Origin of the sequence: Halomonas ventosae, assembly GCF_004363555.1 — a bacterium.
GTDB classification, from domain to species: domain Bacteria; phylum Pseudomonadota; class Gammaproteobacteria; order Pseudomonadales; family Halomonadaceae; genus Halomonas; species Halomonas ventosae.
On the sequence record NZ_SNZJ01000015.1, the window covers coordinates 83,856 to 105,989 of the forward strand.

General features: G+C 69.7%; 21 protein-coding genes and 1 pseudogene. 8 read left to right on the top strand and 14 right to left on the bottom strand.

Annotation, left to right across the window (positions count from 1 at the left end):
• Positions 1-37: 37 nt before the first annotated feature.
• The 5 genes from DFP85_RS13140 to DFP85_RS13160 all read right to left on the bottom strand — a co-directional run bounded on the left by DFP85_RS13140 (position 38) and on the right by DFP85_RS13160 (position 4,362).
• Positions 38-1,441, bottom strand: coding sequence for a TRAP transporter large permease (locus DFP85_RS13140; protein WP_133636775.1), 1,404 nt, complete (start codon positions 1,439-1,441; stop codon positions 38-40).
• Positions 1,441-2,001, bottom strand: a complete 561-nt coding sequence (locus DFP85_RS13145) for a TRAP transporter small permease subunit (protein ID WP_133636777.1) — start codon at positions 1,999-2,001, stop codon at positions 1,441-1,443. The genes DFP85_RS13140 and DFP85_RS13145 overlap by 1 nt, the downstream gene beginning before the upstream one ends.
• 118 nt (positions 2,002-2,119) lie before the next feature.
• Positions 2,120-2,956, bottom strand: coding sequence for an endonuclease/exonuclease/phosphatase family protein (locus DFP85_RS13150; protein WP_133636779.1), 837 nt, complete (start codon positions 2,954-2,956; stop codon positions 2,120-2,122).
• Between the two features lies 1 nt (position 2,957).
• Entirely contained in the window at positions 2,958-3,590 is a 633-nt protein-coding gene (locus tag DFP85_RS13155) for a thiol:disulfide interchange protein DsbA/DsbL (protein ID WP_133636781.1), read from the bottom strand.
• 151 nt (positions 3,591-3,741) lie between these two features.
• A complete protein-coding gene (locus tag DFP85_RS13160; RefSeq protein WP_133636783.1) occupies positions 3,742-4,362 on the bottom strand; it encodes a c-type cytochrome in 621 nt (206 codons plus the stop codon).
• A 243-nt stretch (positions 4,363-4,605) separates the two neighbouring features.
• On the opposite strand from DFP85_RS13160, the gene yihA reads away from it, so the two are divergent.
• A complete protein-coding gene (gene yihA, locus DFP85_RS13165) occupies positions 4,606-5,223 on the top strand; it encodes a ribosome biogenesis GTP-binding protein YihA/YsxC (RefSeq protein WP_133636785.1) in 618 nt (205 codons plus the stop codon).
• Positions 5,224-5,351: 128 nt separating this feature from the next.
• Here the strand turns inward: yihA and DFP85_RS13170 are convergent, their stop codons facing one another.
• The 7 genes from DFP85_RS13170 to argH form a co-directional block, all read right to left on the bottom strand.
• Complete coding sequence (locus DFP85_RS13170) at positions 5,352-6,095, bottom strand: HAD family hydrolase (RefSeq protein ID WP_133636787.1); 744 nt, start codon at positions 6,093-6,095, stop codon at positions 5,352-5,354.
• Positions 6,092-7,009, bottom strand: a complete 918-nt coding sequence (locus DFP85_RS13175; RefSeq protein WP_243737301.1) for a tyrosine recombinase XerC — start codon at positions 7,007-7,009, stop codon at positions 6,092-6,094. Before DFP85_RS13175 ends, DFP85_RS13170 begins: the two co-directional genes overlap by 4 nt.
• Positions 7,006-7,722, bottom strand: a complete 717-nt coding sequence (locus tag DFP85_RS13180) for a DUF484 family protein (protein WP_133636788.1) — start codon at positions 7,720-7,722, stop codon at positions 7,006-7,008. Before DFP85_RS13180 ends, DFP85_RS13175 begins: the two co-directional genes overlap by 4 nt.
• Positions 7,723-7,750: 28 nt before the next feature.
• Positions 7,751-8,584: a diaminopimelate epimerase gene (dapF, locus tag DFP85_RS13185; RefSeq protein WP_133636790.1), complete on the bottom strand. Its 834-nt coding sequence runs from the start codon at positions 8,582-8,584 to the stop codon at positions 7,751-7,753.
• Positions 8,584-9,864 (bottom strand): diaminopimelate decarboxylase, encoded by a 1,281-nt coding sequence (gene lysA / locus DFP85_RS13190; RefSeq protein WP_133636792.1) that lies wholly within the window; start codon positions 9,862-9,864, stop codon positions 8,584-8,586. Before lysA ends, dapF begins: the two co-directional genes overlap by 1 nt.
• A gap of 148 nt (positions 9,865-10,012) precedes the next feature.
• Positions 10,013-10,210 (bottom strand): LPS translocon maturation chaperone LptM, encoded by a 198-nt coding sequence (gene lptM / locus DFP85_RS13195; RefSeq protein WP_133636794.1) that lies wholly within the window; start codon positions 10,208-10,210, stop codon positions 10,013-10,015.
• On the bottom strand, positions 10,207-11,625 hold the full coding sequence (argH, locus tag DFP85_RS13200) for an argininosuccinate lyase (protein ID WP_133636796.1): 1,419 nt from the start codon (positions 11,623-11,625) through the stop codon (positions 10,207-10,209). Before argH ends, lptM begins: the two co-directional genes overlap by 4 nt.
• Before the next feature lie 262 nt (positions 11,626-11,887).
• Between argH and hemC the strand changes: the two genes are divergently transcribed.
• The 5 genes from hemC to DFP85_RS13225 all read left to right on the top strand — a co-directional run bounded on the left by hemC (position 11,888) and on the right by DFP85_RS13225 (position 18,021).
• Positions 11,888-12,829 (top strand): hydroxymethylbilane synthase, encoded by a 942-nt coding sequence (gene hemC / locus DFP85_RS13205; protein ID WP_133636798.1) that lies wholly within the window; start codon positions 11,888-11,890, stop codon positions 12,827-12,829.
• Complete coding sequence (locus tag DFP85_RS13210) at positions 12,829-13,623, top strand: uroporphyrinogen-III synthase (RefSeq protein ID WP_133636799.1); 795 nt, start codon at positions 12,829-12,831, stop codon at positions 13,621-13,623. Before hemC ends, DFP85_RS13210 begins: the two co-directional genes overlap by 1 nt.
• 6 nt (positions 13,624-13,629) lie before the next feature.
• The gene (locus tag DFP85_RS13215; RefSeq protein ID WP_133636800.1) at positions 13,630-15,213 is read left to right on the top strand and encodes a uroporphyrinogen-III C-methyltransferase; all 1,584 of its coding nucleotides are present in this window, start codon (positions 13,630-13,632) and stop codon (positions 15,211-15,213) included.
• Entirely contained in the window at positions 15,210-16,457 is a 1,248-nt protein-coding gene (locus DFP85_RS13220) for a heme biosynthesis HemY N-terminal domain-containing protein (protein WP_133636802.1), read from the top strand. The genes DFP85_RS13215 and DFP85_RS13220 overlap by 4 nt, the downstream gene beginning before the upstream one ends.
• 208 nt (positions 16,458-16,665) lie before the next feature.
• Positions 16,666-18,021 carry an NCS2 family permease gene (locus DFP85_RS13225; protein ID WP_133636804.1) on the top strand — a complete coding sequence of 452 codons (1,356 nt, stop codon included), beginning with the start codon at positions 16,666-16,668 and terminating at the stop codon, positions 18,019-18,021.
• A gap of 86 nt (positions 18,022-18,107) precedes the next feature.
• On the opposite strand, the gene ybiO is transcribed toward DFP85_RS13225, so the two are convergent.
• Complete coding sequence (gene ybiO, locus DFP85_RS13230; protein ID WP_133636806.1) at positions 18,108-20,432, bottom strand: mechanosensitive channel protein; 2,325 nt, start codon at positions 20,430-20,432, stop codon at positions 18,108-18,110.
• Between the two features lie 296 nt (positions 20,433-20,728).
• Here ybiO and DFP85_RS13235 point away from each other — a divergent pair, with 296 nt between their 5' ends.
• Positions 20,729-21,118 carry a fluoride efflux transporter FluC gene (locus DFP85_RS13235; protein ID WP_133636808.1) on the top strand — a complete coding sequence of 130 codons (390 nt, stop codon included), beginning with the start codon at positions 20,729-20,731 and terminating at the stop codon, positions 21,116-21,118.
• The gene (locus tag DFP85_RS13240) at positions 21,115-21,507 is read left to right on the top strand and encodes a fluoride efflux transporter FluC (RefSeq protein WP_133636810.1); all 393 of its coding nucleotides are present in this window, start codon (positions 21,115-21,117) and stop codon (positions 21,505-21,507) included. Before DFP85_RS13235 ends, DFP85_RS13240 begins: the two co-directional genes overlap by 4 nt.
• A gap of 6 nt (positions 21,508-21,513) precedes the next feature.
• Here the strand turns inward: DFP85_RS13240 and pgi are convergent.
• Positions 21,514-22,134: pseudogene (gene pgi, locus DFP85_RS13245) on the bottom strand (glucose-6-phosphate isomerase); the annotation flags it as partial.

Consider the following 22,134-nt stretch of genomic DNA (forward strand, 5'->3'; position numbering starts at 1 on the left):
GCTGGCGGGTCGTGCCTCCGCTTGACCTGTCGGCAGGTCAGAACTGATCCGGTAGCCAGGTGGCCAGCTCCGGGAACCAGGCCAGGGCCAGCAGCATGCAGAGCTGCAGCCCGATGAACGGGATCACGCCCTTGTAGATCGCCGAGGTGGGCACCGTGTCCGGGGCCACGCCGCGCAGGTAGAAGAGCGCGAAGCCGAAGGGCGGCGTCAGGAAGGAGGTCTGCAGGTTGATGGCGATCATGATGCCCAGCCAGATGGGGTCGAGCCCCATCGCCAGCAGGATCGGCCCGACGATGGGCACCACCACGAAGGTGATCTCGATGAAGTCGAGGATGAACCCGAGCAGGAAGATCACCAGCATCACGATGAGCGTCGCGCCAATCACGCCGCCGGGCATGTTCTCGAACAGGTCGGTGACCAGCTCCTCGCCGCCATAGGCGCGGAACACCAGCGAGAAGAGCGCGGCACCGATCAGGATCATGAACACCATGGTGGTGACATGGGTGGTCGAGCGCAGCACCTCCTTGAGGGTCTGCAGGTCCAGTCGGCGATAGGCCAGGGCCAGGATCATCGCCCCGAAGGCCCCCACGGCCGAGGCCTCGGTGGGCGTGGCGAAGCCGCCGAGGATCGAGCCCAGCACGGCCACGATCAGCACGATGGGCGGCACCAGCCCCTTGATCAGCAGCCACCCCAGGCCGCCCTCGTGGCCGAGCTCGGCCATCAGCTCCTGGCGGTCGGCGGCGGGGGCGGATTGCGGCCTGAGCCAGGCAACCACGGAGACATAGGCGATGTAGAGCACCACCAGGATCAGCCCTGGCACCAGGGCGCCCATGAACAGGTCGCCCACCGAGACCGTCTTGGGGCTGAAGATGCCCATGGAGAGCTGGGCCTGCTGGTAGGCGGAAGAGAGCACGTCGCCCAGCAGCACCAGGGCGATGGAGGGCGGGATGATCTGGCCCAGGGTGCCGGTGGCGCAGATGGTGCCGGTGGCCAGCGGCATGCTGTAGCCGCGCTTGAGCATGGTCGGCAGCGACATCAGGCCCATGGTGACCACGGTGGCGCCGACGATGCCGGTGGACGCCGCCAGCAGCATGCCCACCAGGGTCACCGAGATGCCCAGGCCCCCGCGCAGCGAGCCGAACAGCATGGCCATGGCATCGAGCAGGGTCTCGGCGACCTTGGACTTCTCCAGCAGCACGCCCATCAGCACGAACAGCGGCACCGCCAGCAGGGTCTGGTTGGTCATGATGCCGTAGAGGCGGTTGGGGAAGGCGCCCAGGTAGCCGGCATCGAAGTGGGCATCGATGCCCAGCGACTCGAGGCCCAGGCCGAGGCCGGCGAAGGCCAGCGCGGTGCCGGCCAGCGACAGGGCGACGGGATAGCCGGCCATCAGCACCAGGCAGATCACGAGGAAGAGCACCAGGGGCATGAACTCCAGCATCACAGGCGCTCCTCGGCATGGTCGGGGTCATCGGCGGGGGGATCCATGCGTCCGGTGAGAACCAGGAAGTGGCGGCTCGCCTCGACCAGCGCCTGGAGGACCATCAGCCCGGCGAATAGCGGGATCAGCGTCTTGAGCAGGAAGACCCCGGGGATGCCGCCGGAATCGGGCGAGCCCTCGAGGATGCGCCACGACTTGCTCACATAGCCCGTGCTCGACAAGATCACGAAGACCATCACCGGCAGCAGCAGGAAGAGGGTGCCGCAGAGGTCGACCAGCGCCTTGCGCTTGGGCGTCATGGCGCGATAGAAGATGTCCACGCGGACATGGCCGTCGTGCTTGAGGGTCCAGGCCGCGGCCAGCATGAACACCACGGCGTGCATGTACATCACCGATTCCTGCATGGGAATGCTGTTGAAGCTGAAGGCGTAGCGCAGCACCACGATCAGGAACTGGATGAGCATCATCGCCAGGACAAGCCAGGAGAGGCTCCTGCCGAGCCATTCCGAGGCACGGTCGAGCCAGGCAAGGACGCCTGGCAGCTCACGGGATTGGGCCATGGGTGTGGGTCTCGCTGTTCGGTCGTCGCGTCGGGTCAGGCCACCATGGTCGCACACCGGCGCCACGGCAGCAGCCATTCGGTCCAACGTTGACTATACGGTGCCCGCGCGGCGGCCGTCAGCGCCGCCGCCGCCGGGCCTCGCCTCGGGTGGTGGCCAGGCAGGCTTCCAGGCAGGCCTCGGGTAGCCGCACGTCCACCGCGATGGGCAGGTGGTCCGAGAAGAGGTGGTCGAGGACCCGCACCTCGTCGGCCTGAAGGGACTCCGACAGCAGGATGTGGTCCAGCGCCCGGCGGGGCTGCCAGGAGGGATAGCTCAGCGGCGGGCGCACCGGGTGCAGCGGCAGCGAGGCACAGAAGCGCGCGTGACCGTGGAGCTGTTCGGGGGTGCAGTTGAGATCCCCCATCACCACCACGTGACGCAGCGGCTGGATGATCTCGCTGAGGTAGTCGAGCTGGCGTACCCGGCCACGGTGGCTCAGCGCCAGATGGGCGACGAACAGGTGCAGGGCATCGGGCCCCTCGCCGTAGCGGGCATGGATGGCGCCGCGCCCGGGCAGGGTGCCGGGCAGGCGGTACTCCTCGATGCGGGCCGGGGGCAGTCGCGAGAGCAGCCCGTTGCTGTGCTGGGCGATGCGGCCCAGGTTGCGGTTGAGCTGCTGGAAGTGATGGGGAAAGCCGGCGTGGCTGGCCAGGTACTCCACCTGGTTGACCTGGCTCGAGCGGAAGCTCCCCCCGTCGGCCTCCTGGAGGCCGACGATGTCGAAGCGGCCGAGCACCTCGCCGATCATGTCGAGGCGCCGCAGCCGGTTCGGGTGTGGCAGCAGGTGCTGCCAGCTGCGCGTCAGGTAGTGGTGGTAGGCCGAGGTCTGGATGCCCACCTGCAGGTTGAAGGTGAGCAGCTTGAGGTGGCCGCCCTCGAGGAGCGGCGTCCTTGCCTCGGCCAGGTGCGACATCTCAGTCTGCCCGCTCCTCGCGGACCCGCTCGACCAGGGCACCGGCGACCTGCGGCATGTTGTCGAGGCTGCCGGCCGAGCTCGGCGAGACCAGGTAGCGGCCATCGACGATCAGCGCCGGCACGCCCATCAGCTGCATCTGGCGCATGCGGGCATGGGCCTGGTTCACCTTGCCCTTGACGGCGAAGGAGCCCAGCGCCTTCTTGGCCTCCTCCTCGCTGACGCCGTAGTCGCTGAAGAACTCGGCGATGGCGTCGGGCTCGGTCAGGCTGCGCCCCTCCTCATGGATGGCATGGAAGAAGTCGTCATGCAGGTCGTCGAGGATCTCCAGCTCCTGGGCCGCATAGAAGGCGAAGGCATGGGTGTTCCAGTCGCCGCCCATGGTGGCCGGCATGCGCTGGAAGGCGACCTCCTCGGGCTGCTCGGCGACCCAGGCGTTGAGCGGCTCCTCCAGGTTGTAGCAGTGCGGGCAGCCGTACCAGAAGGCCTCGGTCACCTCGATGCGCCCGTCCTCGACCTGGGTCTCCACCGGGTTGTCGAGCACCTCGTAGTGCTCCCCCTCGACGAGGGACTGGGCGGTGGCCAGGCCCGGCAGGGCGAGGCCGGCGAGGACGAGCATCAGGGGCTTGAGCATGGGGGTCTCCTTGAATGAATCGTGATCCAGGTGCCGAGGGGTGGCATGACGCTGGCTTTGAGTCCCGAGCAGGGGTGGGGTTCCACCGCAGACGACGAGGGCGGCCAATGGCCGCCCTCGGAGTGTCAGCGCAACGTGCGCCGGGCCGGCCTCAGTGCAGGCCGAGCACGTAGTTGGCCACGGCTTCCATATCGCGATCGCTCATCTTGGAGGCGATGTCGCCCATGATGTTGGCCGGGTCGTTGTTCCGCGCGCCGGAGGCGAAGGCCTGCAGGGTGCTCAGGGTGTACTCGGGGTGCTGGCCGGAGAGTGCCGGATAGACGGCGCTGCCGATGCCCTCGCCGGTGGGCGTGTGGCAGGCGGCACAGGCGGGAACACCCTTGGCCATGTCGCCGGCGCGATAGAGCTCGCGGCCAAGTTCGATCAGCGCCTCGTCGGCCTCCACCTGGCCCAGCGCGGGCTCCATGTCGGCGTAGTAGACGGCGACGTCCCAGGCATCCTGGTCGGAGAAGTTGTCCACCTGGCCGGCCATCTGGGCGACCTCGCGGTTGCCGTCACGGATGTCCATGATCTGCTTGGCCAGGTAGGAGGCCTGCTGGCCGGCCAGGTTGGGGAAGGCGCCGGACGGGCTGATGCCCTGCTGGCCATGGCAGGCGGCACAGGCCTGTGCCTTCTCCTTGCCCGCCGCGGCATCGGCATCCGCTTGAAGGTCTGCATGGGCCACGCCGACGGCGCCCACGGTGATTGCCAGGCTTGCCAGTAGCTTTCTCATCGCTGTTCCACTATCCCGTTACGTTGTTGGCCGGTACGTACCCCGGGTGCCGCCCGATCCTCGAGGCCGGGTGCCCTCTGGCCGGTCGTCGCCGACGCCCTGAGGTCGGTCGCTGACGGCCGGAGCACGGTGGTATACTGGCGCGCCCCGGGTCGCAGACAAAGACACTGCATTATAACGGAACACCCGAGCCGCGGGAATGCAAGCCGTGGTGCCCTTGATCAACGTCAGGATTTTCCCGCCATGTCGCGACTCAACTACCAGGCCTCCCGTTTCCTCACCAGTGCCCCGACCCTGGCCAAGTGCCCGCCCGACGACGGGGCCGAGGTGGCCTTCGCCGGTCGCTCCAATGCCGGAAAGTCCAGCGCCATCAATGCCTTGACGCGGCAGAAGGCGCTGGCCCGCACCTCCAAGACCCCGGGGCGCACCCAGCTGATCAACTTCTTCACGCTGGGCGAGGACAGCGGCCACCGGCTGGTCGACCTGCCCGGCTACGGCTACGCCAAGGTGCCCGAGCAGGTCAAGCTGGAGTGGCAGCGCCACCTCTCCGACTACCTGCGCCGCCGCGGCTCGCTGCGCGGGCTGGTGCTGGTGATGGACGTGCGCCACCCGCTGACAGAGTTCGACCAGACCCTGCTCGGCTGGGCCGACGAGGCGAACATGCCGGTGCACATCCTGCTGACCAAGGCCGACAAGCTCAAGAGCGGCGCGGCCAAGAGCGCCCTGCAGCAGGTGCGCTCGCGGCTGCGCGAGTGGGAGGACCTGGTAAGCATCCAGCTCTTCTCCGCCCTCAAGAAGCAGGGCATCGAGGAGGTGCACGAGCGCCTCGACCAGTGGCTGCTGGAGCCTAAGGAAAGATAAAGGTCGGTCGGAGCTACTCCGCGGACAAGCCTCCGAGGAGGCGCTGTGAACCCTTCCGTGGGCGCTACCGACGCCATCCCTGGCGTAGGACCTCCTCTCCGGCTTGCCCACGGCGCTCCTGACCAGTGTCAGGGCTCCTCTTCCAGTTTGGCGATCAATGCCGGCAGCTCTCGCACGTGGCGCAGGCGGTATGCCCCCGCGGGGAGCTCGCCGGCATGGGGCGTGTCGGGGGCGATCCAGGCCGCGCGCATGCCCAGGCGCAGGGCCGGCAGCACATCCTCCTGCCAGGAATCCCCCACATGCAGCGCCCGGGAGGGCGGCGTGGCGAGCCGTGCCAGGGCGGCGAGGAAGGGGCGGGCGTCCGGCTTGGGCGCCTGGATCTCGCCGGCGGCGATGGCCACCCGGAAGTGGCGGTGCAGCGCCAGGCGGTGCACCGCCAGGTTGCCGTTGGTGATGGCCCCCAGCCGGTAGCGGCCACCGAGCTCGGTGAGCAGCGGCTCCACCTCGGGGTGGGGCGAGACCGCGAGGCGCAGTTCATGGAAGCGTGCCATGGTCGCGGCGGCCCATAGCCAGGCGGCGCTGCGCGGCAGCCCGAATTCCTCCAGCAGCGCAACGAGGGCGCGCTCGCGCAGCCAGCTGAAGTCGCCGCGACGCAGCGGGTATCGCTCGGCGAGCTCGCGGCGACCGGCCTGGTAGGCTTCCAGGGGGAAGCGCTCGGCGAAGCGGCCGAGATGCGTCTCGCCGCGGTGGGCCAGCCAGGCGGCCAGGCGCTCGTCGAGCCAGGCGTAGTGGCCGGTCTCGGTGCGCGCCATCACGCCGCGGTTGTCCCACAGGGTGTCGTCGAGGTCGAAGGTGATCGCCTGCAGGGTCATGACGGCTCCCCGCCATCGTCGGGGCGGCGGCGTGCCCGGGGGTGGGCCGCGTCGTAGCTCGCCGCCAGATGCTGCCAGTCGAGCCGGGTATAGACCTGGGTGGTGGCGAGGTCCGCATGCCCCAGCAGCTCCTGCACGGCCCGCAGATCCTGACTCGACTCCAGCAGGTGACTGGCGAAGGAGTGGCGCAGCCGGTGCGGATGGAGGTGCTCGGCCAGCCCCCTGGCCCTGGCCAGCTCGGCCAGCCGCTTCTGGATGGCGCGATGGCCCAGCCGGGCCCCGCGGACACCGACGAACAGCGCCGGCGTGTCGCGGTCGGCCAGCTGGCCGCGCACCGCCTGCCAGGCGTCCAGGGCCTGGCGCGCCCGCCGACCCACCGGTACCTGGCGGGGCTTGCCGCCCTTGCCCAGCACCCGCACCCGCTGCGGCTGGAGGTCGCCGAGGTCCAGCGCCGCCAGCTCGGCCAGGCGCAGGCCGCTCGAGTAGAAGAGCTCCAGCATCGCCTGGTCGCGCCGGGCCAGGGGCGAGTCGTCGTGGGGCGTGTCGAGAAAGCGGGCCAGCTGGTCCACGTCCAGGGGATGCGGCAGGTGCCGGGGCTGGCGCGGCGTGCGCACCAGGGGGACCGGGTTGTGGCGCAGCCTGCCGGCCTGCACCAGGTGCCGGGCGAAGCCCGAGATGGCCGCGCGCCGCCGGGCCAGGCTGCGTGGGGCCTGGCCCCGCATGCGCTCGCTGCCCAGGAAGCGGCGCAGCAGGGCGGCATCCAGCGCTGACCAGTCGGCGATGGCCTCGGCCTCGAGGAAGGCCACCAGGGCCGCCAGGTCACGTCGGTAGGCGCCCACCGTGGCCGGGCTGGCGGTGCGAGCCAGCCCGGCCAGGAAGGCGTCGACCTCGTGGTCCAGCAGGCGGTCGGTCACGGCGAGGCCGGGGCCAGGCGCACCAGCAGTCGTGCCACCACCTCGCCCACGTATTCGGTGAACAGGGTATCCATGCTGGCGCGGAAGTGGTCCGGGTCGGGGCTCGCCAGCACCAGGTAGCCCAGCGGCTCGCCCAGGGTCAGCCGTGACAGGGCGCAGGAGCCGGCCTTGTCGGGTGCCGGCACATGGGGCAGCAGGCGCTTCCAGTCGGTCGGCGTCAGGCGCGTGCAGCGGCTGGTGCGGCCGTCGAGCAGGGCGGCCAGGCGCTGGCCGGCATGGTCGTCGAGGACCTGGCGTGGGGCCTGGGGCGGCCGGGGCTCGGCATCGGTGAGGCTGGCCGGGCACCACAGCGCCACCGCCGGGGTATGGAAGCGCTCGGCGAGCTGGGTGGCCAGCGCCTGCCCCAGGGCGTCGTTGTCCTCGGCCTCGAGCAGTGCCAGCACCAGCTCGCGGGTGCGGCGATACTGGCCCTCGTTATGGCGAGCCGACTCCAGCAGCTGCTCCAGGCGCCATTCGGCCTGCTCGGCGCGTGAGCGCAGGTCGTGGACCAGACGCTCGAGCAGCGAGGTGGCGCCGCGGGCCTCGGGGTGCGGCACCTTGAGCTGCTGCAGCAGGCCCTCGCGACCGACGAAGAAGTCCGGGTGACAGGCCAGCCACTGGGCCACCCGGTCGGGGTCGAGGGTCTTGCGCGGGTCGGGGGCGGCTCGGGTCATGCAGCTTCTCCTCTGGTGGCGGGGCGGCTCAGTTCAGGACGACGCGGCCGTCGAAGACGCGCTCGGCGGGACCGGTCATGATCAGGGAGGCGTCGCCGCCGGCCCACTCGATGTCCAGGTCGCCGCCGCGCAGGTGCACGGTGACCGGGCTCTTCAGCAGCCCCTGGCGGATACCGCTGGCCACCGCGGCGCAGGCGCCGGTGCCGCAGGCCAGGGTCTCGCCGCTGCCGCGTTCGTACACCCTCAAGCGTATCTCATGGGCGGAGATGACCTGCATGAAGCCCACGTTGACCCGCCGCGGGAAGCGCGGATGGGCCTCGAGGGCCGGTCCCAGGCGCTCGACGGGGGCCGTGTCGACGTCGTCGACGCGCAGCACCGCATGGGGATTGCCCATCGAGACCACGCCGACCTCGAGGTGCTCGCCGTCCACCTCCAGTGGATGCAGCGGGCGGTCCTCGGCGGCGTCGAAGGGCAGCGCCCCGGGGGCGAAGCGTGGCGCGCCCATGTCGACGCGGACCCGACCGTCGTCCTCGACCAGCAGGGTCAGCGGGCCGCCGGCGGTCTCGACATGGATCTCGCGCTTGTGGGTCAGGCGCTGGTCGCGCACGAAGCGGGCGAAGCAGCGGGCACCATTGCCGCAGTTCTCCACCTCGCTGCCGTCGGCGTTGTAGATCCGGTAGCGAAAGTCCATCTCCGGGTCCCGCGGCGGCTCCACGACCAGCAGCTGGTCGAAGCCGATGCCGAAGCGGCGGTCGGCCAGCTGGCGGATCTGGTCGTCGGCCAGGCGTGCCCGCTGGGTGACCAGGTCGACCACCATGAAGTCGTTGCCCAGCCCCTGCATCTTGGTGAAGTGCAGCAGCATCAGCGCGCCTCCCCCGCATCATCGGGCAGCAGCGACTCGCCTGCCCAGAGGTCTGCCAGGCGTTCGCGGCGGCGCACCAGGTGGGCGGTCTCGCCGTCGACCATCACCTCGGGGGGGCGCGGGCGGCTGTTGTAGTTGGAGGCCATCACGAAGCCATAGGCACCGGCGGAGCGTACCGCCAGCAGGTCGCCGGCGGCGATGGCGAGGGCGCGATCCTTGCCCAGGAAGTCGCCGGTCTCGCAGACCGGGCCGACCACGTCATAGACGGCGCTCTCCCGCGGGTGGCGGGTGTCGACCGGAAGGATCGCCTGCCAGGCCTGGTAGAGGGCGGGGCGGATGAGGTCATTCATGGCCGCGTCGACGATGGCGAAGTTCTTGGTCTCGCCGGGCTTGAGGAACTCCACCCGGGTCAGCAGCACCCCGGCATTGGCGGCGATGGAGCGACCCGGTTCGAAGAGCAGGGTCAGGCGCTCGCTGCCCGGCCATTTCGACAGCCGCTCGAGGAGGGCGGTGGCGTAGTCGAAGGGCGCCGGCGGGTGCTCATCCCGGTAGGGCACGCCGAGGCCACCGCCCAGGTCCAGGTGCTCCACCTCGATGCCGCGCTCGCGCAGACGCTCGAGCAGCAGCAGCAGCCGGTCCAGGGCATCGAGGAAGGGCGAGAGCTCGGTGAGCTGGGAGCCGATATGGCAGTCCAGGCCAGTGACGCGCACGTTGGGCAGCGTGGCGGCCAGCTCGTAGACGGCCAGCGCCTCGTCCACCGGGATGCCGAACTTGTTGTCCTTGAGCCCGGTGGAGATGTAGGGGTGGGTGCCGGCGTCGACGTCCGGGTTGACCCGCAGCGACACCGGGGCCACCTTGCCGAGCCGCCCGGCCACGGCGTCGAGGCGCTCGAGCTCCGGGCGCGACTCGACGTTGAAGCACTTGATGCCCACCTCCAGCGCCCGGGCCATCTCGGCCTCCTGCTTGGCCACGCCGGAGAAGACCACTCGGGCCGGGTCGCCGCCGGCGGCCAGCACCCGTTCCAGCTCGCCCACGGAGACGATGTCGAAGCCGGCGCCGAGGCGGGCCAGCAGCCCCAGCACCGCCAGGTTGGAGTTGGCCTTCACCGCGTAGCAGATCAGGTGCGGGTGGCCGCCCAGCGCCTCGGTGTAGGCGCGGAAGTGGCGCGCCAGGGTCGCCCGGGAGTAGACGTAGCAGGGCGTGCCGACCTCGTCGGCGATGCGGGTGAGCGGCACGTCCTCACCGTAGAGGACGCCGTCGCGGTATTCGAAGTGATCCATGCTAGCTCTCGCCTCGGAGAAACGTTGATTTATTGCTGCGCTCGATATCCTGGCCGCCGGCGGTGCGCGCAATCCTCATTGAGCAGCCAGTCAACTCCGGTTGCTGTGCTCCGGCGGCGATCAGCCTATCTTTCGCTCGCGACATAAATCAGCGCTTCTCTTGGGAATCGGTGTCGTCGTCCTGCCGGGCCGCGTCCTCGTCCGACGCCTCCTGCTGGCCGGCGGGGTCATAGCGCTCGGCGGCCGCCTCGTCGCCGGGCAGGTAGAGCGGGCCCTTCTGGCCGCAACCGGCCAGGCCCGCGGCCACGCCCAGGGTCAGGATCAGGGGGGCGAGGCGCTGCATCATGCCTGGCCCGTCAGTGCCGCCAGGGCGTCACGGGCCCGCTGGGCCGCGGCGCGCACCTGATCCGGGGCGGTGCCGCCGATATGGTTGCGGGCGGCCACCGAGCCCTCCAGGGTCAGCACCTCGAAGACGTCCGCCTCGATGGTGTCGGAGAACTGCTGGAGCTCCTCGAGGGACATCTCGGAGAGGTCCTTGCCCTCGGCCAGTCCGAAGGCCACGGACTGGCCGACGATCTCGTGGGCGTCGCGGAAGGCCACGCCCTTGCGCACCAGGTAGTCGGCGAGGTCGGTGGCGGTGGAGAAACCGCGGCGGGCGGCCTCGGCCATGCTGGCCTTCTTCGGCTCGATGGCCGGTACCATGTCGGCGAAGGCGCGCAGGCAGCCCTTGACGGTATCCAGGCTGTCGAACAGCGGCTCCTTGTCCTCCTGGTTGTCCTTGTTGTAGGCCAGCGGCTGGGACTTCATCAGGGTCAGCAGGCCCATCAGGTGGCCATACACCCGGCCCGTCTTGCCGCGCACCAGTTCCGGCACGTCCGGGTTCTTCTTCTGCGGCATGATCGAGGAGCCGGTGCAGAAGCGGTCGGGCAGGTCGATGAAGTCGAACTGGGCGCTGGTCCACAGCACCAGCTCCTCGCTCATGCGCGACAGGTGCATCAGCAGGATGCTGGCGAAGGCCGTGAACTCGATGGCGAAGTCGCGATCGCTGACCGCATCGAGGCTGTTCTCGGCGGGGCGCTCGAAGCCCAGCAGCTCGGCGGTGACGTGACGGTCGATGGGGTAGGTGGTGCCGGCCAGTGCCGCCGCCCCCAGCGGCATCACGTTGACCCGCCGGCGGCAGTCGAGCAGGCGCTCGTGGTCGCGGGCGAGCATCTCCTGCCAGGCCAGCAGGTGGTGGCCGAAGGTGACCGGCTGGGCGGTCTGCAGGTGGGTGAAGCCGGGCATGATGGTGTCGGCCTTGCGGTCGGCCAGCGTGATCAGCCCGTCGCGCAGGCGGGCCAGCTCGGCGCCGACCACGTCGATCTCGTCGCGCAGGAAGAGGCGGATGTCGGTGGCCACCTGGTCGTTGCGCGAGCGGCCGGTGTGCAGCTTCTTGCCGGTGATGCCGATCTTGTCGGTGAGCCGCGCCTCGATGTTCATATGCACGTCCTCGAGGGCCACGGACCACTCGAAGGTGCCAGACGCGATCTCGCCGCGGATCTCGCCGAGGCCCTCGATGATGGCGTCGCGCTCCTCGTCGGTCAGCACCCCGACCCGGGCCAGCATGGTGGCATGGGCGATGGACCCCTGGATGTCGTGGAGGGCGAGGCGCTGGTCGAAGTCGACCGAGGCGGTGAAGCGTTCGACGAAGGCGTCGGTGGGCTCGCTGAAGCGGCCGCCCCAGGACTGGTTGGTGCCGGGGTTCGGTGAACTAGGGCTCATCGGGCTGGACATCCTGCTAGACGATTGCGGTGGGTGACGGCCGGTGGGCCGGCCGCAGCGCCGCCGGGGCGGTGCTGTCTTGACATGGCGGAAAGTGTACCAGAGTCCGTGCGGCTGGCGAGGGGCAGCAGCGGAAGGGCGCCGCGGGGCGACGCGATTTTTCCTGCCCCGCGCGGTGCTTTATGATGAGGGATATCCATGTCATCACCGGGCGCCGGCACGACGCGCGCCAACGGCAGGCAACCCGGTACGGGAGAACCACGTGCAAGCCATCAATACCCTGCGTATCGCCACCCGCAAGAGTCAACTGGCCATGTGGCAGGCCGAGCATGTCCGCGACCGACTGATGGCCGCCCATCCCGGCCTGAAGGTGGAACTGGTGGCCATGTCCACCCGCGGCGACAAGATCCTCGACACGCCGCTGGCCAAGGTCGGCGGCAAGGGGCTCTTCGTCAAGGAGCTGGAGGAGGCGATGCTCGACGGCCGCGCCGACATCGCCGTGCACTCCATGAAGGACGTGCCCATGCACTTTCCCGAGAGCCTGGGGCTCTCGGTGATCCTCGAGGGTGCCGAGCCCACCGATGCCTTCATCTCCAACCACTACGCTTCCCTGGACGAGCTGCCCGAGGGCGCGCGCATCGGCACCTCGAGCCTGCGCCGCGGCCTGCAGATGCGCGAGGCACGCCCCGACCTCGAGGTGCTGAGCCTGCGCGGCAACGTCCAGACCCGCCTGGGCAAGCTGGACGCCGGCGAGTTCGACGCCATCCTGCTGGCCACCTCCGGCCTCCGGCGGCTGGGACTCGACGACCGCATCACCATGGAGCTGCCTCCCGAGGTCTGCCTGCCGGCCTGTGGTCAGGGCGCGCTGGGCATCGAGTGTCGCCTGCATGACCCCGAGCTGCTGTCACTGCTCACGCCCCTGGACCATGCGGCCACCGCGACCCGGGTGCGCGCCGAGCGTGCCATGAACACCCGCCTGGAGGGAGGCTGCCAGGTGCCCATCGGCGGCCATGCGGTGTTCGAGGATGATGGCCAGACCCTGTGGCTGCGTGCCCTGGTGGGCAATCCGGAAGGGACCCGGGTGCTGCGTGCCGAGGGACGAGGCTCCATGCATGAGCCGGAGGCCCTGGGGATTCGCGTGGCCGAGGAACTGCTCGACCAGGGCGCCGGCGAGATCCTCGCCGAGGTCTACGGCGCCGGCTGATGGCGGAGCTGCCGGTACTGATCTCCCGGCCGGGCGAGCGGGCCGGCCCGCTGGCCGCGGCCATCGAGGCCCGGGGTCTTACCGTCTCGCGCCTGGACGTCATGCACCTCGAGGCCTTGCCGGAGGCACCGGCGACGCGGACCGCCTGGCTGGACATCGACCACTTCCACAAGGTGGTGGTGGTGAGTCCCTTCGCGGCCGAGTGCCTGGCCGAGGCGCTGGAGCGCTACTGGCCCCAGCTGCCGGTGGGCATCGACTACTATGCCGTGGGGGCCTCCACCGCCGCCCTGCTGCACCGGCGCCTGGGGGTGCGGGTCCACGTGCCCTCGCCCTCGGCCGGCGAGGACACCAGCGAGGCGCTGCTGCGGCTCGCCTCGCTGCAGTCCCTGGACGAGCGGCGCGTGCTGCTGGTGGCCGGCGAGGGGGGGCGTCGGTTGATTGCCGATACCCTGGCGGCACGCGGCGCCCGGGTGACCCGCCTGGCGGTCTATCGCCGTCGCCTCCTCGACCCCGAGCCCGCCATGCAGGCGCGGCTCGCCGCCGGCGATTACCGTGCGCTGGTGGTCAGCAGCGGAGAAATCCTCGAACATCTGGCAAGATGGTGCACAGACGCCGCCTTGAACCAACCGCTAATCGTTTCCAGTGCCCGGTTGGCTACACTGGCCGGCAGGCTGGGGTTTCGTTTCCCCGTCGTGGCGTCGGGTGCCACGCCTGCCGCCCTGGCGGTCGCGGTCGCCAGGAGCAGCGCCCCGGAGGAGGCCGATGTCGATCATGATGATCTCGAAAAGGGCTAGCGACAGATGAGCAAGCAACCACACGATCAGGACGAACAGCAGGCGCCCTCCGGCGCGGAATCGGCGAGCTCGGGGGGCGAGGCCGGCAAGTCGGCCGCTTCCGGCAGGCGTCGGTCGCGTCGCTATGACAAGGCCGGTGGCAAGCAGGCCGCCGGCGCGGCGCAGGGCAAGTCGGATGCCGCGCAGGCGCCTGCAGGCGGCGGTGAGGCCGGCGCCGGCAAGGCGTCTTCTGACGCCTCCGCCAGCCGTCCGGCGCAGGGCGAGAAGCCGGCAAGCGGCGGTGACAAGAGCACCGCGGAAAAACCGGCGGCAGACAAGCCAGCCGCGAGCCAGGCGCAGGCGGCCAGCGCCAAGCCCGCTGCCCCCAGCGGCGGTGCCGACAAGCCCGCCCAGCCGGCCAATGCCGATAAGTCGGCCAGTGCCGATAAGTCGGCCAGTGCCGATAAGTCGGCCAAATCCGGCAAGGCCGCCGGTAGCGGCGGTTCGGCCGCCCCGGCGGGGGGTGGTGCGGCCGCTGCCACGCCCGGGCGCTCCGCTGGTGATGGCGGCAAGGGCGGCGGCAAGGCCGGGATCCTCGCCCTGGTGCTGGTGATCCTGCTCGCCGTCGGCGTGGCGCTGTTCGGCTGGCAGGCCTGGCAGAAGCTCGATGCCCAGCAGCAGCGCCTGGCCGCGCTGCCCGGCGACGTGGCCAGCCATTCGGACCTGGGCGACCTGCAGGGGCGGCTGGAGAGCGCGGAGAGCGAGCGTGACGCCGCCCTCGACTCGGCCCTCTCCGACCTGCGCGGCGAGTTCGCCGACTATCGCAGCAGCGTCGACGAGACCCTGGACAAGGTGCTCGACGAGCTCTCCCGCGAGCAGGACACCGACGAGCGCGACTGGCTGCACGCCGAGGCCGCCTACCTGCTGCGCCTGGCCAACCAGCGCCTGCAGCTGGAGCGCGATGTCGAAGGCGCCGCCGCCCTGCTGCGCACTGCCGACGAGCGGCTGCGCGAGGCCGACAATCCGGCCCTGGTGCCAGTGCGCCGCGAGATCGCCTCCGAGCTGGCTGCACTGGACTCAGTGCCGCGGGTCGACCGCACCGGGCTCTACCTGGCGCTCAACGCCCAGCAGGAGCAGCTCGCCGGCCAGCCGCTGGCCCAGGAGATCGAGGAGATCACCGCCGACGCCGCCGCCCTCGAGGAGGCCCCCACGGGGGGCTGGCAGGAGCAGCTGGCACGCTTCGGCGGCGAGCTCAAGGAGCTGGTCACCGTGCGCCAGCACGACCAGGCCCTGGAGGCGCTGATCTCGCCGGAGCAGGAGTCCTACCTGCGCCAGAGCGTGCGCCTGGTGCTCGAGCAGTCCCAGCTGGCGCTGCTCAAGGAGGAGCAGGCGCTCTTTGAGGCCAGCCTCGACAAGGCCCTGACCCTGATCCGCGGCTACTACGATACCGACGCCGAGGGCGTGCAGTCGGTGATCTCGCGCCTCGAGGAGCTCAAGCAGCGCAGCATCCGCCCGGAACTTCCCGATATCAGCGGCTCCCAGCAGGCGCTGGCGACCTTCATCGAGCGGCGCTTCGAGGGTCGTGACGACGGCCAGGGAGATGACGCATGAGAAAGCTGATCCTGATCGTGGTCCTGGGCCTGGCGCTCGGGGCGCTGTTCGGCCAGCTGATGATGTCGGTGCCGGGCTACTGGCTGGTGCGGGTGGGCGACACCTCCCTCCAGACCTCCTTCTGGTTCGGCCTGGTCCTGCTGCTGGCCGCCTTCATCGTGCTGCACTTCGCCCTGCGGCTGTTGTTGCGCCTGACGCGGCCGGTCTCCCGCTTCAAGGTGTGGAACAGCCGTGCCCGCAACCGCACCGCCATGAAGCGCACCGTGCGCGGCCTGGTGGCGCTGGCCGAAGGCCGCTGGAAGCGTGCCGAGAAGTCGCTGGTCAAGGCGGCCGACGACTCCAGCACGCCGCTGGTCAACTACCTCTCGGCGGCGCTGGCGGCCCACTACCAGGGGCGCTACGAGCAGGCCGATACCCTGCTCAAGCGGGCCCACCTGAGCACCGAGGGGGCCGACACCGCGGTGGGCATGATGCAGGCCCAGCTGATGCTGGACCGCCAGCAGTACGAGGAGGCGCTGGCGATCCTCACCCGCCTGGACCGCCACCTGCCCAACCACCCCCAGGTGCTCAAGCAGCTCAAGCAGGCCTACCTCAGCGTCAGCGACTGGGATGGCCTGCGCCGCCTGATGCCCCGGCTGGGGGCCCAGCAGCTGATCTCCCGCGAGGAGCGCGAGCAGCTCGAGCTGCGCGCCTATCGCGAGCTGATCGGCCAGGAGGCGCGCAATCCCGGCGACATCGAGCGGGTGCGCAACCTCTGGGCCGACATGCCCGACCACCTGCGCAGCAACACCGACCTGATCGTGCTCTATGCCGAGGCGCTGGTGCGGGGCAAGGAGGAGGGCATCGCCGAACGGCTGCTGCGCCACTCGCTCAAGGAGCACTGGGACAGCCGTCTGGTGCTGCGCTATGGCCTGCTCGACGTGGATGCGCCCCGGCAGCTGGTGGTGGCCGAGAAGTGGCTGCAGGAGCGACCCAACGACCCGGACCTGCTGCTGACCCTGGGACGCCTGTCGCTGCGCAACGCCTACTGGGGCAAGGCCCAGGAGTACTTCGAGGCGAGTCAGCGCCAGCGGCCCAGCGGGGTGGCCTGTGCCGAGCTGGCGCGGCTCTATGCCAACCTGGGCGAGCACCAGAAGAGCCAGCTCTTCTACCGGCAGAGCGTCGAACTGCTCGACAAGTCGCTGCCCTCGCTGCCCCAGCCGAGCGAGGAGCCGCACGAGGAGAAGAAGAGCAAGACGGCCTGAACGGTCGGCTGCCGGGCCGGCCAGTGATCCACTCTCCAGGGGGCGCCTTCGGGCGCCCCTTCTGCTGCCTGGCCATCCGGTATCCAGGTATTAGACCTTTTTGTATACCCTGATGGCGCCCCGGGTGTTGTCCAATCGGTCAGGAATTGCCTACCCTAGTCGACGACAGACCTTCCACCACGACCCACAACAACAACGGGACCCCGCCATGGAACAGACTTCGACCGCCGCCTCGCCTGCCGCCGCCCCGGAAGGGCACTGGATCGAGCGCTACTTTCGTGTACGCGACCGTGGCTCCTCGCTGCGCACCGAGGTGCTCGCGGGGATCGCCACCTTCCTGGCCTCGATGTACATCATCGTCGTCAATCCGGCGATCCTCTCGGATGCCGGCATCCCCTTCTCCGCGGCCCTCTCCGCCACCGTGCTGATCAGTTTCATGAGCAGCCTGGCCATGGGGCTCTATGCGCGCAATCCCATCCTGGTGGCTCCCGGCATGGGCATGAACGCGCTCTTCACCTACACCCTGGTGCTGGGTGCCGGCCTCTCCTGGGAGGTGGCCCTGGGCTGCGTCTTCTGGTCCGGCGTGCTGTTCGCGGTGCTGGCGATGTTCAACGTCCGCCAGGCGATCATCGAGGCGATCCCGGCCTCGCTGCGCTACGCCATCACCTGCGGCATCGGGCTCTTCATCACCTTCATCGGCCTGAAGAACGCCGGCTTCATCGTCGGCAGCGAGGCCACCCTGGTGACCCTGGGCAGCTTCGACGCGAGCCTGGTGACCTTCTTCATCGGGCTGATGGCCACCGCCATCATGGTGGTGCTGCGCTTCAACGGCGCGCTGATCCTCGGCATCGCCCTGACCACCCTGCTCTCCGCCCCCATGGGCCGCCTGTGGGGCGAGGAAGTCATGGTGGAGTGGAGCGGACTGGCCGCCTGGCCCGACTTCAGCGCGGTGATGCAGGTGGATATCTGGGGGGCGCTGAAGGTGGCCTACCTGCCGTTCATCTTCGTGATGCTGTTCACCAACTTCTTCGATGCCCTCTCCTGCTTCATGGCGCTCTCCGAGTCGGCGGACCTCAAGGACAAGGACGGCAACCCGCGCAACCTCAAGCGCTCCATGACCGTGGATGCCTTCGCCTCGATGATCGCCGCGCCGCTCGGCACCAGCGCGGCCCAGACCTTCATCGAGTCCGGCGCCGGGGTCGCCCAGGGCGGGCGTACCGGCCTGGTGGCGGTGACCATCGCGCTGCTCTTCCTGCCCTTCCTGTTCCTCTCGCCGCTGCTCTCGCTGGTGCCGGGCATCGCCACGGCCCCGGCCCTGGTGCTGGTGGGGCTGTTCATGCTGGCGCCGGTGGCGAAGATCGACTGGGCGCGTGCCGAGGAGGCCTTCCCGGCCTTCCTGGCGATCATCCTGATGCCGCTGACCTACTCGATCACCCTGGGGATCGCCTTCGGCTTCCTCTCCTTCGTGCTGATCAAGCTCTTCACCGGGCGCCTGGAGGCGATCCGCCCGGCCATGTGGGTCTCGGCGGCGCTCAGCGTGCTGATGCTGGTGACCACCCACTGAAGCCATCGCTTCTGTCTCCCCAAACGCCAGCGGGGCTGCCGGAAGGCAGCCCCGCTGTGCATTGGGGTGGGAGAAACGCCTGGGCGTCACGGCTCCTCGACGTCGTCTCCCGAGGGGTTGCGGTGGTCCGGATCGGCGATCTCCTGGATGCCCCGCTCGGCATCCTCGTGGTGCGGCGCGGCCCCGCTGCGCCGGCGTGCCGTGGACTCCAGCACCCGCACGTTGGCGGCCGGTGAACGGCCCGCCTTGTCCTCGCCGAAGTAGAGCGTGGTGTGCGGGAAGGGGATCTCGATGCCGGCCTCGTCGAAGCGCAGCTTGACCAGGCGGTTGTAGGCGCGGCCCACCGCCCACTGGTCGCCGGGCGTGGTCTTGATCACCACCCGGATGTTCACCGAGCTGTCGGCCAGGGCCACGACGCCGGCCACGGTGAGCGGCTCCAGAAGCTTGTGGCCGTGCTCCTCGCTGGCCTGGAGGTCCTCGAAGGCCAGCTTGAGCTGCTCGATGGCCTCATCGATGCTCTCGCGGTAGGCGATGCCGTACTCGCCGACATGGTTGCCGAACTCGCGCATGTAGTTGGAGACGGTGTCCACGCTGGAGAAGGGCACGATGTGGTAGGTGCCGGAGAGGTCACGGATGCCCACCGAGCGGATGCTGAGCTTCTCGGCGGTACCGGTGATGCCGCCCACCGTGACCACGTCGCCGGTGTTCATGGCGTTCTCCACCTGGATGAAGATGCCGGTGATGATGTCCTGCACCAGCTTCTGGGCGCCGAAGCCGATGGCCAGGCCCAGCACACCGGCACCGGCGATCAGCGGGCCGATGTTGATGCCGATCTCGGCCAGCACGATCATCGCGGTCATGGTGATCAGGGCAATGGCCAGGGCGTTGCGGAACAGGGCCAGCAGGGTCTGGGCGCGGGCCGAGGGCACGCCGCCGCCGGTCTCCGGGTTGAGCTTGTGCTCGATCAGGCTGGCCAGCCCCAGCCAGACGGCCACGGCCATCACCAGGATCACCGATACGCTGACCACCTTGCCGACCAGGCCGCGGCCGGCCTCGGAGGCGTACCAGGCCGCCAGGTCGAAGGCGCCCCAGGCGTTCAGCACCACCAGGACCACCGTGATCAGGATCAGCGTGCGGATCACGCGCAGGGCATTGGGCACGTAGCTGTTGAGCCGCGGCTCGAGCAGCGGCAGCTTGCGGCGCAGGTCATCGCTCAAGCGGATGCGCCGGCCGATGGTCTGGGTCAACAGGCTCGAGACCAGCAGGCCCACCACCACCGCGGCGATGGTCTTGAGGGTGGCGAAGAGCACGAAGGGCAGGGCGTCTGCCGGCCGGGTCAGCACCAGCACCAGCACCATCACGAAGTAGGCCAGGGCGAACAGGTGCCAGGTGCGGGCGAACAGCTGCAGCGAGACCCGGCTGGCCGCCATGGTGGCGTTGTCGGCCTTGTGGTTGAGGGCGTCGCGCAGGCGAACCCGGTTGCGCAGCACCACGGCGACCGCATAGACGAAGGCGCCGATCATGATCAGGGTGCCGATGCTCTGGCCCAGGGTCGGCGACAGGTAGACGTTGACCAGCGGCACCACCACCATCAGGCCATAGCCCACCAGCCCGATCAGGCGGGCGATCCAGCCATTCCAGTAGGAGGCGTCCTCGGCCCCCACCGGCAGCAGGCGCAGCCCTTCGTAGCGCGACGAGAAGAGCATGCGCACGGCCGCCTTGAGCAGCTCGATCACCAGGAAGGCGTTGAGGAACAGCGAGGCACGGGTGGAGAGTTCGCCGGTCTCGCCTACCGCGAAGGTGGCGACCAGGTTGCCCCCCACGTATGCCAGGGCCACCACCGCCACGTCGATCACCGCCGCCAGGGCCACGCAGAGGACCAGGCGCAGCACCGGGGTCAGCCCCTGGCCGTTGAGCGACCACTGGCTGATGCGCGTGAACAGCGGCCGCGCCAGCCGGCGGATGACCACGAACAGCACGAAGGTCGCGAGTATCACCAGGCCCAGGTTGATGGCGGCGCTGGTGAAGGCGGCCGTGTCGAAGCTGCTGGTCGCGTCGGCACTGCCGGTGAACAGCCCGCCGAGCACCTCCACCAGGCTGGTGAACTGGCTACCGACCTCACCGACGATGCGGCTGGTGGCCTCGGCCAGCTGCCTGGGCAGCGAGGGCTCGGCGCCGGCGGCGCTCTCCTCGGTGGCGGTCTCGGAGGCGGCGACGTCCCCCGCCATGCCGCGCAGCTGGTCGATCAGCTGCTGGCGCGACTGCTCGTTCTCGAGCAGGTCGGCCAGGGTGGAGTAGGCCGGCGGCTCGCTGCCGGCATCGGCCTGCTGGGCCTGGGCCGGGGCGGCGAATGCCACCAGGGCAATCAGCAGCCAGCCGAGGATGGCAGGAAGGGCTCGCATTGGGTTCACGCTGTGACCTCCGTCTCGTGGCGTGTTGGCGATGTGTGGTGTCAGGGTTGCGATCGTTTATCAGCATGATACGGACTTTGTCTCGGGGTCACGACCCGGACGCTGTCATCACATTTTCATGTACATGAATTGTACATCACGGCAAACTTGTGCCAAAGTTGTTCCCAGCAGCGACCCGAGGGTCACTGCCCCCTGCAAGGCAAGCATGCGATACTCTTGGCCACTCTTACCGGGTGGCCTTTTTTTGGCGCTTGTCGCCATCCTCCCGGGACCTTTCTCGCAACCCTGGAGAGTGGATGAGCATCGACCCGCTGGTGCTGCTGGCCGTGGCCGGTGGCGGGGGGCTGGGCGGCATGGCACGCCTGGCGGTGGGCAATCTCATGGCCCGTTATCTCGGGGCCGGTCTTCCCTGGGGGACCCTGGTGGTCAACCTGAGTGGCGCCCTGCTGATGGGCCTCGTGACCGGGGGGCTGGGCCTGTCCGGCCCCGAGCCGGGGCCGGCCTGGCCGCTGCTGGCCATCGGCCTGCTGGGGGGCTACACCACTGTCTCCTCCTTCAGCCTGCAGACCCTGACGCTCTGGCAGCAGCGGCGCAAGGCCGCGGCCCTGGGCTATGTCGCCCTGACCCTGGGGGCGGGGGTCGCCGCGCTGCCGGCCGGGGCCTGGCTGGCGGGAGGCCTGTCATGATCGCCTGGCGTGCCTATGGGGCGGTGGGGCTGGGCAGTGCCCTGGGGTCCACGCTGCGCTATCTCGTCTCGTCGGCGCTGGCGGGACCGGCCTTTCCCTGGGCCACCCTGGCGGTGAACGGCCTCGGTTCCTGGCTGATCGTCGGCTTCGCCGCCTATGCCGCCCGCCGCACCCGCGGCCGGGTCGCGCGCTGGCAGCCCTTCCTGGTGGGCGGCTTCTGCGGTGGCTTCACCACCTTCTCGCTATTTGGCCTGGAGACCCTGCACCTGATGCATCAGGGCCGCCAGGTGGCGGCCCTGAGCTATGTGGCGGTGAGCCTCGTGGTATGGCTGGGCGCCGCCTGGGCGGGGCACCGCACTGGGCAGCGGCTGGCGCTCGCCCGGAGGTGAGGCCCCTCAGCCCCTTGCCTTGCCCTTCCTGCCGCCCTTGGGCGCCGGTTCGCCGCCGCCGCGGGGGAAGTGCCCGCGCACCAGCGCCAGCAGGCCCTGGGTGGAGGCATCGAAGTCCTGGCTGTGGGCGTCGATGCGCTCGCTGATCTCGCCGGCGATGCGCTTGCCCAGCTGTACCCCCCACTGGTCGAAGGAGTTGATGTTCCAGATCACTCCCTGGACGAACACCTTGTGCTCGTAGAGCGCGATCAGCGCGCCGAGGTTGCGGGGCGTCAGCTCGTCGAGCAGCAGCACGCTGGAAGGGCGGTTGCCCGGGCAGCTATAGGGGTCGAGCCGGCTGCCGGTCTGACTACCCTCCATGAAGGCGTTGGCCTGGGCCAGCATGTTGGTGAGCAGCGCGAAGTGGTGCTCTTCCATGCCCGGCTCGGGCTTGAGCGAGGCGATGAAGTCGATGGGCACGTAGCGGGTGCCCTGGTGCAACAGCTGGAAGAAGGCGTGCTGGCCGTTGGAGCCGGTCTGGCCCCAGACGATCGGCCCGGTCTTGTAGTCCACCGGGTGGCCGAAGATGTCCACCGACTTGCCGTTGGACTCCATGTCGAGCTGCTGCAGGAAGGCCGGCAGCTGATG